This is a genomic window from Streptococcus sp. 11273D007BT (assembly GCF_053547195.1).
Map to the genome: position 1 here is coordinate 1,906,704 of NZ_JBPWPE010000001.1, position 15,889 is coordinate 1,922,592.

Here is a 15,889-nt window from a genome sequence, read left to right on the forward strand (position 1 = left end):
TTTAGCAATTCTCACAGAGGTGACCAACTCATCATACATCATTTTATAATTTATACCCTAGTCAATCTCTTGTTCTTATCAATAACAATTCATGTAATTCATAACCCACTATGATTGTTTTGAGGATAATCATAGCAAATAGAGATAACGTAATAAATTTTGGTATTGCCATTATATTTATTATTAGTATAACACTCAATATTATGGATAGTAACAATGTATGAAAGTATGTTGCAACTAATTTTTCCCATTTTGAAGTATAGCTTTTTACTCTCTCTGCTAATAAAATTTGTCTCACAGATGAAGTATATAATATTGATATTGCTGATAATAAGGCGCCGCTAATAATTGATACAAAGCTAATCATGTCCGATGAATTAAAAGACAAACAGCTTCCGTATCTATAGAATACCACAAGAAATATGCTGAATAATATAAAATCCACTAATTTCCAAATTTGTTTCATTTATCCTCCTTTCTTATAATATTATTGATAAGATGTTCCTTGACCTCACTTGCTGATACGCTACCGTCTTCCTGCAAACGAACATTGATTTTGATTTTCCTAATAAAAGTTTCTTTGTTAAATACAGTTTCAAATCCATCTTCATCTATCCCACGAATCAGAAGGCCATCAACAATATAGTTTCTTTTATCTTTGAATAATTGATTTATCATAGGACTAAATTGCCTGTGTGATAGTTTCTTATTAAACTTCACATTTAGTGTAAAATCAGTCAAGTGGGGAGTATTTAATAACTTTTCTAAACCATTTTCTCTCTCACTATTGCCTGCAAACATATCACTTACGGAGGTAAACTGTAATTCAGAAACTTCCCGTAGCGAATTTTGAAATTTTTGGGGATCGTTATATAATCCAACTATATTGAACTGACTTTGAAAAACTTCATTTAAAATATCTAAAAGAATTTTTCTATTATTGGCATTATTGAAATAAAGTATTGATGTCTTGAAATCATATAATACAAATAATTGATTCACAAGTTCTGTTTGATTTTTCTGCCTTGGATTCTTCTGAAACTGTTCTAACTCAAAATTCAAAACTGTATCAGGTCTTGGATTAGTTTTTCCATAACTAATTTCAATAAATACATTTCTATCCGTCTTTTGAGCATTAATATTATAAACTGTTTCATTTCGTTGAATAATCTTTTTTTCAACACCAAAAAAGTCATTCATATCGGCCCGAATATTTTCATAGCCTCTCTCTTTATTTTTCTTAATTAAAAGCCACATTGCAAAAATTATTTCTCGCATTTTCCCTCCTACTTCACCAACTCCTCATACATGTCAAACAATCTTTCAACAGTTTCGCTTTCAGTCAGCCATGTTTTCTTACCATCGACAACTTTGGTCATGCCGTAGGCTCGCATGACAGCTTTATCGTTTTCTTGATGGGCTTTGACAAGAGCTGGTGGCATAGCGATATCATCGTAGAGATCAGCTAAGCTATTGGTTGGAAACTGGGATCGTGCCTCTAAAATCCCCTGAGCTGTCCGTTCAATCGCCTGTCTATCAGCATCTGATAAGTCCAGCCACGGGAAGTTATTGTAAACGGCTGGTGAATAACTGTAACGTTCTTCTAAACGCCCTGCAACCGTCCGCACCCAAGCCATGTGAACATTGGAGATAAGAATACCAAAGAGATAAAGGTCATTTTCAGGGATAATGTAGAGCTTGTTGCTTGCAATGATCTCCTTATCCAAAAAGCCGATAGGGATATAGCGACGGCGTTCGGAGGAAACTTCAGGGACAGCAATATAGTCTACGTCAGGTTGACGAATTTGGGTAAAAAGCTGAGGGGTGAGGGCCTGTTCCTGTACGGACTTGGTCGGACTTGCCAGACGCATAGCACGGACTGCCTCCAGACGCTCACGGAGTTCAGGAGATTTCTTGATTAGGGCTGGATCAGCATCTACCAGCCAGAGACAGTAGCGTTCTTTCTTGTTGATAAGTTCGTTACTTCCAATATAAGGCTTAATAACTGTTGATAGGTCAGGGTATTTTCTCAAAAGCTCAGCCCGTTCACTAGTAGATAGGATAAGATTACCACCGTCTGTTGGTTGACTACCTTTGGTCATAATTGGCATAACAGGATTAAGAGGTTTACCTCGGGATTGGATAAAGTAGTTGTCCCCTTTGACCAGATAGGCGTTGATATTATCGCAAAGTTCCTTATTATCGCCATTGAAGAGGATTTTGGACTTTTTAGTTTCAAACATTGTAAAACCAATAATTACAACAGAAACCCCAGCTTTTTCTTTGGCTTCACTCGTCCATTTGAAAGATTGATAGGCAAATTGGATTTCAACCCCTTTATCAAAGAGGTATTCCCAGAGTGTCCGCACTGCTTCGCCTTGGACGATAGAGTTTGTCGAAACAAAAGCCGTCATAATTGTAGTTCCTTGCATGAGTTGGCTAGCCTTAGCAAACCAAGAGGTCACAAAGTCTAGCTTTCCATGTTTTTTAAGGTCATAAAAAGCCTGTGCCATACCCTCCTTTTGCTCCTTAGTCTGCCACTGGTGACCGACAAACGGCGGGTTTCCGATGATATAGTTGAGCTTATCCTTATCCACCACTGTTTCCCAGTCAGTCGTTAGGGCATTGCCATGATGGATATTGGTATAGGACTTGAGGGGAAGAAAGTCGAGCTCGGCATAGATGATTTCCTTGGTCGCTTCTAGCATCTGACTTTCTGCAATCCAGAGTGCCGTTTTGGCAACAGACACCGCAAAGTCGTTGATCTCGATACCGTAGAACTGATTGAGCTTAACCTTGACCAAGTCTAGCTCTTCAACGTCAAGTTTGACAGAATCTCCCATGTAAAGTTTAATGGCTTCATTTTCCAAGCGTCTGAGGGAGATATAGGTTTCGGTCAAGAAGTTTCCAGACCCACAGGCAGGGTCAAAGAAGGTCAGGCTAGCCAGTTTGGCTTGAAATTGCTTGGCTTTTTGCTCCACCGTTTTAGCCTGCTTAAACTGACGAATGTCATTTAACTCGTCTTTTAAGTCATTCAAAAAGAGCGGATCGATGACCTTATGGATATTTTCAATAGAGGTATAGTGCATACCGCCAGAATGACGGGTCTCAGGGTTGAGAGTGGACTCAAAAACCGCCCCGAAAATCGTCGGACTGATGTCTGACCAGTCAAACTGAGAACTCGCATGCTCCAAAATCAAAGCCCGCAAGTCATCGGTAAAATTAGGGATTTCAATCTGCTTCTCCGCAAACATGCCTCCATTAACATAGGGAAAGGCTACTAAATCCTCATCTAGATAGGGATCTCGCTGATTGACAGGTGTGTCTAGCACATCAAACAAGTCTATCAAGGCTCTCCGAAAATCTCGACTCCCAAAACGCGACAGATAGTCGTGGAAAGCCAGTTTGTGCCCAAAGAGACCTGAATCTTCTGCATAAAGACAAAAGACCAGACGGACAATCAATTGGTTGATGGCATGGAGTGTTTCAGGACTATCAGGAGCGATGTACTGTTTGAGCAGTCCGTCATACATCTCATGAACAATCTCACCTGCCTCCATAGAAATCTGCATTTCCCGCTCTAGATGTTCATTTGACTTATCTACCAGAAATTCTAAACGGTAAAATTCTTGTTCCAAATCCGCCAACTTGACTACCGTTGCTTCAGCATTTGGCTGCTCCATATCGTAGATATAGAACTCCTTGAAATTTGACGTCACAATCCAGCGTGGACGTTTTGAGTAGGGAAGATTAGCAGAATAGCGCTTAGCTTGTTGAAAGGGGGTCAACAAAGAACCATCAGACTGTTTAATCGCCTTGTTCAAGTCCTTATCCGTACCTTTTTGCTCTATCATGACCTTGGTTTTATCAATGTAGCCATCGATGAAACTCGTATGGTCAAGCATGACCTTGTCTTCAAAAGTGATATACTCGGCAGGATTTTCGATACCATAGACCGACCCCAATAAATCCAGCCAAAATGACTGACTATCCTGGCGCTCATTGCCACGATTTGACCAACGGTCCATAAAAGCCCTTGCCGCCTTTTTTTGCTCACTAATCTTCACAAGTTCACCTCATCTGATTTTTTTAATAATCTTAATAATAAGTATAACAAAAAGAAAAGACTTTGGGATTTTTTCTCCAAAATCTTTTTAAAACGACTGATAACAGCTAGCAAAAACAGATCATTAAGCCTGTGACTGCTGCATATGGTAGTAGATACCTTTTGTAGCCATCAGCTCTTGGCGATTGCCATGCTCAACGATATCGCCATCTACCATGACAAGAATGATATCTGCGGATTGTATGGTTGATAGCCTATGAGCGATAACAAAGCTCGTACGTCCTTGCATCAGCTTTTCAAATACCTCTTGCACTAACATCTCAGTGCGAGTATCCGTCAGCGTAAGAGATACAAGTCTTACAAGGGGGATGGGGCAAGAAATTACAGCATGATAGAGTCCTTCTTTTGCATCTTGAAAACAGAAATGTTACGGATTTGAGAAGACTTTCAAGTCTCTAGAACAAGCTATTTTTACTACAACAATAAGCGTATTAAAGCAAAACTAAAAGGACTTAGTCCTGTTCAGTATAGAACTAAATCCTTCTACTAATTATTTTTATCTAACTTTTTGAGGTTAGCTCAATCGCCAACCTTTTTTCTATCAACAGCTTCTATTAAGCACGAATAACTGGTAAAACACGTCCAGTATCCACATCATAAATTGCCCCACTAATCACAATATCTTTAGGAATCAAGGGGCTATTTTTTAGTAATAGAACATCATCTGTCACACTGGCTTCAATGTCTTCAAAGGGAAGAAAATCCACCGATTTGACCTCATTACCTAAAACAGGTGCTAAATTGGTCCACAAGGCTTGATTATCCTTTTTGTGCAAACCACAATCGGTATGGTGCATTACGATAATCTCCTTTGTCCCAAGTAACTGCTCTGAAATCACCAACGACCTGATAATATCATCTGTAACACGTCCACCAGCATTACGAATAATATGGGCATCCCCCAAACTCAAACCAAAAATCTGAGCCACATGAATCCTTGCATCCATACAAGACACAATGGCAACCTCTTTTCTTGGCGGTGTCGGGATATGACCATTTGGAAAAACCCTCGCAAAGTTTTGGTTATTCGTCAAAAAATCATCAAATCGTGTCATTTCTTCATCCTCCTTTTTTGTGCAATGAAAAGCATGACGGTTTCACATTAGTTTCATCTATCTTATCATGTTTTTCTGAAAATGTCCCTGATAAAGACAGAAAAAGCTAGCTATTGAATACTTTCTGCAAGACTTCACTGACTGTTGACACACCTATTACTTGGATACCATCTGGAACAGTTAGACCATGTAGGGAATTTTTCGGAGCATAAATCTTAGTAAAGCCTAATTTACTTGCTTCATTTACCCTTTGTTCAATCCGATTGACCCGTCTGACCTCACCTGTCAATCCAATTTCACCAATAAAACAATCTTGAGGGTTAGTTGGCTGGTCCTTATAACTAGATGCCAAGGCTACAGCAACAGCTAAATCAATAGCAGGTTCATCCAACTTCACTCCACCAGCTGATTTTAGGTAGGCATCTTGATTTTGTAGCAACAAGCCACAACGCTTTTCCAAGACTGCCATAATCAAACTTGCCCGATTAAAATCTAATCCTGTTGTGGTCCGCTTAGCATTTCCAAATACCGTTGGTGTTACCAAGGCTTGAACCTCAGCCAAGATAGGCCTTGTTCCTTCCATTGTTACCACAATAGCCGATCCTGTTGCCCCATCAAGACGCTCCTCTAAAAAGACTTGACTCGGATTCAAGACCTCTACCAGACCAGCTGACTGCATCTCGAAAATACCAATTTCATTTGTCGAGCCAAAACGGTTCTTTACCGCCCTCAAAATCCTAAAAGTGTGTTGACGTTCCCCTTCAAAGTATAAGACAGTATCCACCATATGCTCTAGCATCCGTGGTCCTGCCAGTGTACCCTCCTTAGTCACATGACCAACAATAAAGGTCGCAATATTATTGGTTTTAGCAAGTTGCATCAACTCAGCTGTCACTTCTCTGACTTGTGAAACAGATCCCTGAACACTGGATATGTCTGGACTCATGATAGTTTGGATAGAGTCAATAATCAAGAAATTGGGCTGAATTTTTTCGACCTCGGCTCTAATCGATTGCATATTGGTTTCAGCATAGAGGTAAAACTCATTATCAATATCACCCAAGCGCTCACTGCGTAGTTTGATTTGCTCCGCTGACTCTTCCCCTGATACATAAAGCACGGTGCCTTTATTGGCTAACTGAGTCGAAACCTGTAAAAGCAAAGTGGACTTTCCAATCCCTGGGTCTCCTCCTATCAGCACTAAGCTCCCTGGGACAACACCTCCACCTAACACACGGTTGAACTCCTCCATATCCGTTTGTGTTCTAGCAACCTGACTAGAGGTTACCTGATTTAATTTAACAGGTTTGGTTTTCTCGCCTGTCAGGCTGACACGAGCATTTTTAACCTCGGTGACTTCTACTTCTTCAACAAAAGAAGACCAAGACGAACAATTGGGGCAACGCCCCAAGTATTTAGGAGAGTTGTACCCACACTCTTGACAAACAAAATTGGTTTTCTTCTTAGCTATTCTTCTATCCTCCCCAACTCTTCTTTAGTTTCCAGTACTTCCAAATCCACCCGTTCGTTGACCAGTTGCTAGATCACCATCCGCAATAAGAAAGGGCGCAAAAACACCTTGTACTACGCGTTCACCAACTTCAAGGACCACGTCTTGCTCCGTAATGTTTTGCATTTGTGCAAAAATATGCCCCTCATTTGCAGCATTACCATAATAATCCCCATCTATCACACCAACAGAGTTAATCAAGACCAAACCTTTTTTTCTTGGATTGGACGAGCGATCATAAAGGTAGAGGACTTCTCCTGCTTGCATATACGCCTTTACGCCTGTTGGGACCAACTTGATCTCCCCTGGGGAAATAATGGTTTTTTCTGCAACCTTTAGGTCATATCCAGCTGCATGTGCTGTTTCTCGCTTAGGCAGTAAATCTTCGTTGTGATAAGTTGATACCAATTCAAATCCACGGATTCTAGACATAATTTTCTCACTTTCTACTCAATTCCTCTATTATAGGCTATTCGTAAAAGAAAAGCAAAAAGCCTGATAATTTTCTTTTTTCAAAAAGACAAGGTCTCATCACCTTGTCTTTTGTGCTATTCAAATACAAATTGATTATGATAAAGTTCAGCGTAAAAACCTTTTTGTCTAAGCAGTTCGTAATGGTTTCCACGTTCTAGCACTTCACCGTCTTTTAAGACAATAATTTCATCAGCATTCAAAATAGTTTTTAAACGATGGGCAATCACAAAGCTCGTGCGCCCTGCCACAACAGCTTCCATAGCTTGCTGAATCTTGCTTTCTGTTACCGTATCAACGTTTGACGTTGCTTCATCCAAAATCAAAACTTGAGGATCTGTTAACAAGGTACGCGCAATGGAAATCAATTGTTTCTGACCTGTCGAGAAGATGTTATTTTCATCATCAACCAAGGTTTCATACTGATCTGGAAGGCTCTCAATAAATTCATGGATATGGGTCGCTCGAGCAGCAGCTTCCACCATTTCTTGACTGGCATCTGGACGACCAAAAGCAATGTTATCTCTAATGCTGCCACTAAAGAGAACAGATTCTTGTAACACAATCCCAACATTTTCACGTAGGCTATCAAGATCGTATTCACGAATGTCACGACCATCAAACTTGATCGCACCCTTATCCACATCATAAAAACGGTTAATGAGATTCATAATAGTGGTCTTACCAGAACCTGTTGGTCCCACGACCGCCACCATTTTCCCTTTAGGAGCAGAAATCGTCACATCTTTCAGAACACGCTGACCTGGTAGATAACCAAAGTCAATCCCTTCAATTTCAACACTTTCTTTCAATTCTGTAAATTTAGGAGCAGAGACAGGACGAACTTCCTCTTCTTGATCAAACATTTCTTGAATACGCCCTGCACCAGTAAAGGCTAATTGCAACTCTGCCCAACTAGAGGCCACCTGCATGATTGGTTGATAATATTGTTGTGAATATTGAACAAAGGTAACCACTAAACCAAGTGCAGCTGCTGTTGTCATTGACTTATCATCCAATACTAGAGTTGAGCCCACAAAGATGACAATAGCTGTATTAATCAAGCTCATACCATTCATCACTGGGAAAAGCAAACCAGCAAAAAGACGACCTTTAAAAGTTGCTCTTCTAACATTATCATTTAATACTGTAAAACCTGCAATCGTCTCTTCTTGCAAACCTTGCACAATAATGGCTTTTTGACCTGAAATTTTCTCATCCATATAAGCATTGAGTTTACTTACTTCTGCCTGTTGAAGATCAGTGTATTTTCTAGCCATACGAACAATAAAGATCAAGAATAAAATAGCAACTGGGGTACTAGCTACTGTCACCCAAGCTAGCTTGGTATTTTGTGAAAACATCATCCACACAAGTCCAATATAAAGGGCAATATTAGATACCACTTGCGTTAAACTCTGGTTGAAAGAGTTTTGAATATTGTCTAAATCACTGGTAAAGCGAGATAAAATGTCACCATCTTTATGACGATCAAAAAACGCTACTGTCAGGCGCTCTAACTTCCCAAATAAGCCTTTTCTCATTCGGTTAGTTGAGTGTGCTACGATACGTGAAAAAAGTACCGTATAAATCAACATTGACAAGGCTGTAAAAGCATAGGTTAAAAAGAGTTTCCACATGACTGAGCCAAAGGCATCCATACTTGGACGTACCAAGTCTTGTCCTGTTGCCTCACTGATTGCCTTAGCTTTAAAATAGTCTTGTACCCAAGTCCCAAGCTCTGTCAAAGCCTCCCCAAGATAAACAGGGGCTTTAACTTGTAAATAAGTGGATAGAATAATCGCTAAAAAAATCACGAAAAAGGATAACTTATAACGTTTAAAATAAAACCAGAAAAATCGTGCTGTTTTCATTATACATAGAGGTTAAGCTCAGCTTATTCCTCTTCCTCCTTTCCTTTTTGTGTTTCATAAATTTCTCGGTAAACGGCATTGGTCTCAACTAACTCAGCATGCGTTCCCTCACCAATTAAACGGCCCTCATCTAAAACCAAAATTTTATCTGCTTTAACCACTGAAGAAATCTTTTGAGCAATGATCACTGTCGTCGTCTCTTTTAAATCTTTATTTAAAGCTTCTTGAACTAACTTTTCAGACTTAGCATCAAGAGCAGAAGTGGAGTCATCTAAGACCAAAACTTTAGGATTTCCAATCACACCACGGGCAATACTCATACGTTGCTTTTGTCCGCCAGAGAAGTTATTCCCACGCTCTTCAACTTGACTTTCGTAAGTCTCATCCATACGATCAATAAACTCTTTAGCTTGAGCAATTCCTGCTGCACGCTCCATTGCCGCAATGTCTGCACCAGCACTTCCTTGACGAAGATTATCAGCAATCGTTCCACTAAACAAAATAGCCTTTTGTAAAACAATAGAGACTGTCTTTCTTAAAGTCGTCTGATTAAGGTCTTTAAGATCACGGCCACCGATTGTAATACGTCCTTCTTGAGGGTCAAATAGACGCGGAATCAACTGCGCAAGGGTTGATTTCCCTGCACCTGTTGCTCCTACAACTCCGACCATCTGACCAGATTTAATTGCAAAACTGACATCTTTGAGTGTTGGCTCGGTATCATGTGGATAAGTGAAACTCACATGCTCAAAGACAATATCTCCTTTAAGATCCTCATCTGCATGTTCTTTGAAGGTCATAGCAGGCTCAGTATCCAATACTTCTTTGATACGGTTGAGGGCTACAAAGGCACGACTAGCTTGCATCCCCATAAAGCTCACCATGATAATTGAGAACATAATTTGCATCATATAGGTCATAAAAGAAGCAATGTTTCCGATAGCCTCTGGCTCAGTATCAACCATTTTAGATACCATGTAAATAGAAACAAATGTTGCCATATAAGCGATAAAGGTCAAGACAGGCATCATAATGGAAAAGCCATACCCAATAAATAAATTGAGATCAAGCAGATCATTAGAAACTTCCTTGAACTTAGCATATTGTGACTTTTCCTGTACAAAAGATTTAACCACTCGGACACCACGAAGGTTCTCTTTAGCAATGCTGTTAATCTTATCCATCAAGCTTTGGAAAATCCCAAAACGCGGCCCCATCAATCCCATGATAACAGCCATTACTGCTCCAATCAGGATAACCATCAACACCAAGACCCACCATAAACTTGGTAGCGTTCTTACTGCCATGATGAAAGCACCAATAAACAAAATAGGAAGACGTAGCAAGACTTGGAAAATCATCATCATCAAGTTTTGAATCTGCGTGACATCATTGGTCATGCGAACAACCAAGTTCCCTGCATTAAATTCTTCAATATTGGCATAAGAAAAAGTCTGGATTTTTCTAAATGTTGCCTCACGCAAATCAGCAGAAACACCTTGTGAAATTTTAGCGGCTAAGACGGTATTGACAATACCAGCTAGGAGACCTGCACCCGCAATCCCCAATAACCAAATCCCAATTGATGTAATCTTATCCTTATCGTTTTCCATCACCGCACTTAACACATCTTTGAGGTAGTTCGGTTGTAAAAGCGCACTTAATACGATTACAATCGTCATCAATACAGAAGCCATAACATACCACTTGTACGGCTTAAGTGCTTTTTTAAGCATATTTTCCTCCTTTTTCATGAAAAAACTCCTGGTTCAAGGTGTGAACAGGAAGTATTGCATTATTCAATGCCTATCATTCTAACACAAACACCTTAACTTTGCTAGTCTTAAGATTGTTTTAATCCAACTCCTTCCAATTGTACAAGTTTAGCGTAAATATGGTATAATATGAATGGTTTTCTATCATTAAGAGGAGAAAAATATGACAAAACAAAAAATTGCAGTTTTGGGCCCAGGTTCTTGGGGAACAGCCCTAGCGCAAGTATTAAATGACAATGGGCATGATGTTCGTCTTTGGGGAAATATTCCTGAACAGATTGAAGAGATTAACACCCATCATACGAATACACATTATTTTAAAGATGTGGTGCTAGATCCATCCATCAAAGCCTATCTTGATTTAAAAGAAGCTTTAGATCAGGTTGACGCCATTCTTTTTGTCGTTCCAACAAAAGTGACTCGTCTAGTGGCCAAACAAGTTGCTGAACTTTTAAACCATAAAGTTACCATCATGCATGCTTCAAAAGGTTTAGAGCCTGGCACACATGAACGTCTGTCTACTATATTAGAAGAGGAAATTCCTGCTGAGCTTCGTAGTGAGGTTGTGGTAGTCTCTGGGCCTAGTCATGCGGAGGAAACTATTGTACGTGACTTGACCCTAATTACTGCAGCATCAAAAGATTTAGACACTGCAAAGTATGTTCAAAATCTTTTTAGCAACACCTATTTCCGTCTTTATACCAATACGGATGTGATTGGTGTCGAAACAGCTGGTGCGCTTAAAAACATCATCGCGGTTGGAGCAGGAGCGCTACACGGACTTGGTTTCGGAGACAATGCCAAAGCTGCTGTCATCACAAGGGGGTTAGCTGAGATTACAAGACTCGGTGTCAAGCTCGGAGCTGATCCACTCACTTATAGCGGTCTGTCTGGCGTTGGGGACTTGATTGTCACAGGAACCTCTATCCACTCACGAAATTGGCGCGCTGGAGATGCCCTAGGACGAGGGGAGAAACTAGAAGACATCGAACGCAATATGGGAATGGTGATTGAAGGTATCTCAACAACCAAGGTTGCTTATGAGATTGCACAAGAACTTGGTGTTTATATGCCTATCACTACTGCTATCTATAAGTCTATCTACGAGGGCGCAGACATCAAAGAAAGCATCCTAAGTATGATGTCAAACGAATTGCGCTCAGAAAATGAATGGCACTAAGCCTTATATGAAAAAATGAATGCTCATCTTCTGAGCATTCATTTTTTCATATAAGGCTTAGTCACGACCAAAAATATCTCTTGTATAAACTTTATCGCGGACATCATCTAAGTTGTCATCGTAACGATTTGCAATAATAGCCTGACTTTTTTTCTTGAATTCTTCTAAATGATTGACCACTTCAGAGCCAAAAAAGCTAGAGCCATTCTCCAAAGTTGGCTCAAATATAATGACTTTAGCACCCTTGGCTTTAATCCGTTTCATGACTCCTTGTATCGAACTTTGTCTAAAATTATCGGAATGACTCTTCATGGTTAAACGATAAACTCCGATAGTTACTTCTTTTTCACTTTGAGAGTGGAAGGTATCATGCTCACTATAATCGTAATACCCCGCTATTTTTAAAACTTGATCTGCTATAAAATCCTTTCGTGTTCGATTAGATTCTACAATAGCTGTCATCATATTTTGAGGAATATTATCATAATTAGCTAGTAACTGTTTACTGTCTTTTGGTAAGCAATAGCCACCATAACCAAACGATGGATTGTTGTAATAAGTTCCAATACGAGGATCTAGACCAACCCCTTCGATAATTGATTGTGTATTCAATCCCTTAATTTCAGCATATGTATCTAACTCATTAAAATAAGATACCCGTAAAGCCAAATAAGTATTGGCAAACAACTTAACCGCCTCAGCTTCTGTCGCCCCCATAGATAAAACACTGACATCTTCCTTCAGAGAAGCTGTTTTTAAAAAAGAAGCAAATTTTGAAGCCGCTGCTTTTAACTCTACCGAATCATTTAATTCGCTAGAAACAATGATACGCGAGGGATAAAGATTATCATAAAGAGCTTTTGATTCTCTCAGAAATTCTGGACTAAATAGAATATTTTCTGTGCCATATTTTTTTCTCATAGAAAGTGTAAACCCTACTGGGACAGTAGATTTAATCACCATAATTGCTTGAGGGTTCACAGCAAGTACTTGTTTAATAACAGTCTCAACGTGTTGCGTATCAAAATAATTTGTAGCACTATCATAATTTGTAGGAGCTGCTATGACGATAAATTCAGCAGCCTCATAAGCCTTTTTAGCATCTAAGCTTGCCTTCAAATTTAAGTCCTTCTCTTTTAGATACCGTTCAATATAATCATCCTGAATAGGAGAAACTCCCTTATTAACAAGAGCCACCTTTTCTTCCAAAACATCTACAGCTATTACTTGATGATACTGAGCTAGTAACACCGCCATTGACATTCCGACATAGCCTAATCCCGCCACTGCAATAGTGCTACTGGACTCAATATTTTGTACAGTTTTTTGTTCAACTGAAAAAAAATCTTCAATTTTATGGTTGGTTAATTCAGCTAGGCTTTCTAATTGAGCAATGCTGGGAACAAACTTTTCTTGTTCTATTCGAGAAACTAATGAACGATTGATACCAACTTTGTTAGCCAGATCTTCCTGAGTTAATTGGTGCCTTATCCTATAATCTTTAAGAACAGTTGCCAAAATTTCTTTAGAAAACTTTTTCATATGTCCCCTCCTTATCTTTCTGTCAGTATAGCATTTGTTCAAAAAAAAAACAAGAATGCAGAACATTCTTGTTTCTAATTACTATTTTGTTATTTTTAATATCATAATATCTTTACTATTCGCTCAAGTTCTGTCAAATTTAGCTGATCTGATGCTTGCTCCTCTTTTCCTTGTGAACTCATCTTATCAAAAATAATAATAGCCGTTTTTAAAAGAAGTTTGATGTCTAATAACAAGGAATAATTTTTGATATATAAGAGATCAAATTTCAACTTATCTCTAAAATCCGAGGTATACTTACCATAGACTTGAGCATAACCTGTTAAACCAGCCCTAACATGATGTCTCCAAGGATAGTGCGAGTCTTCTTGTGAAAATTGATCCACAAAAAACGGACGCTCAGGTCTTGGACCAACAATCGACATCTCTCCTTTTAGGACGTTAATCAACTGAGGAATCTCATCAATCCTGGTTGCTCGAATGAATTTCCCAACCTTTGTCACACGTTGATCATTGGCTTGTGCTAACACTGGACCAGAGTGTTTTTCTGCATCTACCGTCATTGATCTGAACTTTAAAATAGAAAATACCTTGTTATCACGTGTCACTCTATCCTGTTTATAAAATATCGGCCCCTCACTTTCTAACTTTATCATACAAGCTGCTAGTAGGGTCAACGGCAGACTTAACACCAACATGAAAAGGGCTAATATAATATCAAACAAACGTTTAACGATATCTTGTCCCTTGGAGAGCGAATAAGGGGCTAAACGAAGCATATTCTCATCAGAAATATTAAAGAGATCTGAATCACGGACAAGCGTACTTTCTACAGTCGCTGTTAAATACATGTCCTTCTTTTCCCTCATCAGATAATCGTAAATCTCTAAAACTTCTGATTGATCGATAGGACCAACAAGGTAAACAACATCTATCTGATCAATCACTTTTTTTATCTTCTCAAGGTAGTCAGAAAAGGCAACATAACTAAGCTCATGAAATGAAGAAGCCGAGGACTGAAAATTAGCAATAGCTGCTAGTACGTCTTTTTCTTTTCCTAAAATCAAAAGACGTTTCTGACCAATAACGAGCTTATACAGGCTAGAAACCATTATATAAAAAGATCCAGAAATACTTGTGCTTAAGATAATATAGGCGAGATAAAACCATCCTGTAACATGGAGCTGATGAAAACTTCCCCACTCTACTATTAGCATGACAAGTGAAAAGAATAATTGAATAAAAAAAGCATTAACAAATAAAGAGCTCTTGGAACGATTATAATACACATGTGAATCAAACATGTTACAAATGATAAGATAAATCAGTACTAACCAAGGAAGAACACGGCTAAAACCACTCAACTCTAAAAGATCATTATTTAAATTAGAAAATTGACCAAATAGATCTTGAAACTGCAAAGATACAAATATTCCTGCTAACATTAAAATAACTTCAACAGCATAAACTATAATGGACCATAAACTTTTTGTTTTTATCATTCCATCTCCTTTTTCATTTTGTAGCATCAAACAACTGCTACAACGCTTCTACTCCTGATTTATGTCCTAGCTTTTCGAAATTCCCTAGCTCCCTGAAACATATACTTTATATTAGCTAAAATAGAAATTTCTGGACGCATCATCTGACGTTTACGGATGGCAAATTGTATAATCAAGAGCCAGTACCATTTTGGCGACATGCGCTTAAAAATAGCTCCTCGTTTCTGACACAAAGATGGGGTCGGGGTACGATCCCAATGCGATTCCCTATCTCTCAAGGTCGCTATTTTTTCTGGGTAGCTATAAATCTTTAACCCTTTCCTCAAGGCATCGAAAAGTAAAATATTTTCTTCTCCAAAGGTATACGGAGCTCCAATACCAAACCGTTCATCAAATGTAATCCCTCTATCTACTAGGCTTGACTTTTTAAAGCTGATTTGAACAGAGGAAGTCTTCATAGCAGTGATATGATTCATTTTTCCCTTTTTTAACGGTTTTTTCGATAATTCACTACGCTCTTGATCGACATAAAAAACGATCATATCCGCATCTGGAAACTCTTGATAGGCTTGATCAACAAGTTTTTCATAGTCTTCCACAAAGACCATATCATCATCAGCAATCTGACAAATTGCAGTATCTGGAGCTAAATTTAGAGCATCATTGCGGCTAGCACTAAGTCCAAGACGATCGCTATATAAAATTTTAGTTTTACCATCTTCCAACAGTTGTGAAGCCAGTCTTCCTTGCCTTGATTGGTTGACAACAATGGTCTCAAGATTTTCTAAATTCATCTCCTCAACCAAGCCTTTAACATTTTCAGTATCTAAGGTTGCAACTAGTACGACCATACA

At 38.9% G+C, this 15,889-nt stretch carries 12 protein-coding genes and 2 pseudogenes; 2 read left to right on the forward strand and 12 right to left on the reverse strand.

Annotated features, from left to right (window positions below):
* Positions 1 to 61 precede the first annotated feature (61 nt).
* The 4 genes and pseudogenes from ACEE75_RS09570 to ACEE75_RS09585 form a co-directional block, all read right to left on the reverse strand.
* Positions 62 to 466 carry a hypothetical protein gene (locus tag ACEE75_RS09570; protein WP_447575000.1) on the reverse strand — a complete coding sequence of 135 codons (405 nt, stop codon included), beginning with the start codon at positions 464 to 466 and terminating at the stop codon, positions 62 to 64.
* Complete coding sequence (locus ACEE75_RS09575) at positions 463 to 1,278, reverse strand: hypothetical protein (protein WP_447574998.1); 816 nt, start codon at positions 1,276 to 1,278, stop codon at positions 463 to 465. Before ACEE75_RS09575 ends, ACEE75_RS09570 begins: the two co-directional genes overlap by 4 nt.
* 8 nt (positions 1,279 to 1,286) lie before the next feature.
* Positions 1,287 to 4,067, reverse strand: a complete 2,781-nt coding sequence (locus ACEE75_RS09580; RefSeq protein ID WP_449164767.1) for a DNA methyltransferase — start codon at positions 4,065 to 4,067, stop codon at positions 1,287 to 1,289.
* A 123-nt stretch (positions 4,068 to 4,190) separates the two neighbouring features.
* Positions 4,191 to 4,400 (reverse strand): annotated as a pseudogene (locus ACEE75_RS09585) (ABC transporter ATP-binding protein); the annotation flags it as partial.
* 21 nt (positions 4,401 to 4,421) lie between these two features.
* Between ACEE75_RS09585 and ACEE75_RS09590 the strand changes: the two are divergent.
* Positions 4,422 to 4,616 (forward strand): annotated as a pseudogene (locus tag ACEE75_RS09590) (IS3 family transposase); the annotation flags it as partial.
* A 64-nt stretch (positions 4,617 to 4,680) separates the two neighbouring features.
* Here ACEE75_RS09590 and ACEE75_RS09595 read toward each other — a convergent pair.
* From ACEE75_RS09595 to ACEE75_RS09615, 5 genes are all read right to left on the reverse strand, one after another.
* Positions 4,681 to 5,181 carry a beta-class carbonic anhydrase gene (locus ACEE75_RS09595; RefSeq protein ID WP_447575443.1) on the reverse strand — a complete coding sequence of 167 codons (501 nt, stop codon included), beginning with the start codon at positions 5,179 to 5,181 and terminating at the stop codon, positions 4,681 to 4,683.
* 106 nt (positions 5,182 to 5,287) lie between these two features.
* Positions 5,288 to 6,652 carry a DNA repair protein RadA gene (gene radA, locus ACEE75_RS09600; protein WP_447575479.1) on the reverse strand — a complete coding sequence of 455 codons (1,365 nt, stop codon included), beginning with the start codon at positions 6,650 to 6,652 and terminating at the stop codon, positions 5,288 to 5,290.
* 24 nt (positions 6,653 to 6,676) lie between these two features.
* A complete protein-coding gene (locus ACEE75_RS09605) occupies positions 6,677 to 7,123 on the reverse strand; it encodes a dUTP diphosphatase (protein ID WP_447575444.1) in 447 nt (148 codons plus the stop codon).
* Between the two features lie 116 nt (positions 7,124 to 7,239).
* The gene (locus ACEE75_RS09610; RefSeq protein ID WP_447575445.1) at positions 7,240 to 9,036 is read right to left on the reverse strand and encodes an ABC transporter ATP-binding protein; all 1,797 of its coding nucleotides are present in this window, start codon (positions 9,034 to 9,036) and stop codon (positions 7,240 to 7,242) included.
* 23 nt (positions 9,037 to 9,059) lie between these two features.
* Positions 9,060 to 10,772, reverse strand: a complete 1,713-nt coding sequence (locus ACEE75_RS09615) for an ABC transporter ATP-binding protein (protein WP_447575446.1) — start codon at positions 10,770 to 10,772, stop codon at positions 9,060 to 9,062.
* Between the two features lie 202 nt (positions 10,773 to 10,974).
* Here ACEE75_RS09615 and ACEE75_RS09620 point away from each other — a divergent pair, with 202 nt between their 5' ends.
* Entirely contained in the window at positions 10,975 to 11,991 is a 1,017-nt protein-coding gene (locus ACEE75_RS09620; RefSeq protein WP_447575447.1) for an NAD(P)H-dependent glycerol-3-phosphate dehydrogenase, read from the forward strand.
* Between the two features lie 57 nt (positions 11,992 to 12,048).
* On the opposite strand, the gene ACEE75_RS09625 is transcribed toward ACEE75_RS09620, so the two are convergent.
* The 3 genes from ACEE75_RS09625 to ACEE75_RS09635 form a co-directional block, all read right to left on the reverse strand.
* On the reverse strand, positions 12,049 to 13,533 hold the full coding sequence (locus ACEE75_RS09625) for a nucleotide sugar dehydrogenase (RefSeq protein ID WP_447575448.1): 1,485 nt from the start codon (positions 13,531 to 13,533) through the stop codon (positions 12,049 to 12,051).
* A gap of 101 nt (positions 13,534 to 13,634) precedes the next feature.
* The gene (locus tag ACEE75_RS09630; RefSeq protein WP_447575449.1) at positions 13,635 to 15,035 is read right to left on the reverse strand and encodes a sugar transferase; all 1,401 of its coding nucleotides are present in this window, start codon (positions 15,033 to 15,035) and stop codon (positions 13,635 to 13,637) included.
* A 59-nt stretch (positions 15,036 to 15,094) separates the two neighbouring features.
* On the reverse strand, positions 15,095 to 15,886 hold the full coding sequence (locus ACEE75_RS09635; RefSeq protein ID WP_447575450.1) for a glycosyltransferase: 792 nt from the start codon (positions 15,884 to 15,886) through the stop codon (positions 15,095 to 15,097).
* Positions 15,887 to 15,889 lie beyond the last annotated feature (3 nt).

Bases quoted from the DNA above. Each gene is read 5' to 3' on its own strand.
- ACEE75_RS09570 (WP_447575000.1), bottom strand. From the start codon at position 466: ATGAAACAAATTTGGAAATTAGTGGATTTTATATTATTCAGCATATTT.
- ACEE75_RS09575 (WP_447574998.1), bottom strand. From the start codon at position 1,278: ATGCGAGAAATAATTTTTGCAATGTGGCTTTTAATTAAGAAAAATAAA.
- ACEE75_RS09595 (WP_447575443.1), bottom strand. From the start codon at position 5,181: ATGACACGATTTGATGATTTTTTGACGAATAACCAAAACTTTGCGAGG.
- ACEE75_RS09605 (WP_447575444.1), bottom strand. From the start codon at position 7,123: ATGTCTAGAATCCGTGGATTTGAATTGGTATCAACTTATCACAACGAA.
- ACEE75_RS09610 (WP_447575445.1), bottom strand. From the start codon at position 9,036: ATGAAAACAGCACGATTTTTCTGGTTTTATTTTAAACGTTATAAGTTA.
- ACEE75_RS09615 (WP_447575446.1), bottom strand. From the start codon at position 10,772: ATGCTTAAAAAAGCACTTAAGCCGTACAAGTGGTATGTTATGGCTTCT.
- ACEE75_RS09620 (WP_447575447.1), top strand. From the start codon at position 10,975: ATGACAAAACAAAAAATTGCAGTTTTGGGCCCAGGTTCTTGGGGAACA.
- ACEE75_RS09625 (WP_447575448.1), bottom strand. From the start codon at position 13,533: ATGAAAAAGTTTTCTAAAGAAATTTTGGCAACTGTTCTTAAAGATTAT.
- ACEE75_RS09630 (WP_447575449.1), bottom strand. From the start codon at position 15,035: ATGATAAAAACAAAAAGTTTATGGTCCATTATAGTTTATGCTGTTGAA.
- ACEE75_RS09635 (WP_447575450.1), bottom strand. From the start codon at position 15,886: ATGGTCGTACTAGTTGCAACCTTAGATACTGAAAATGTTAAAGGCTTG.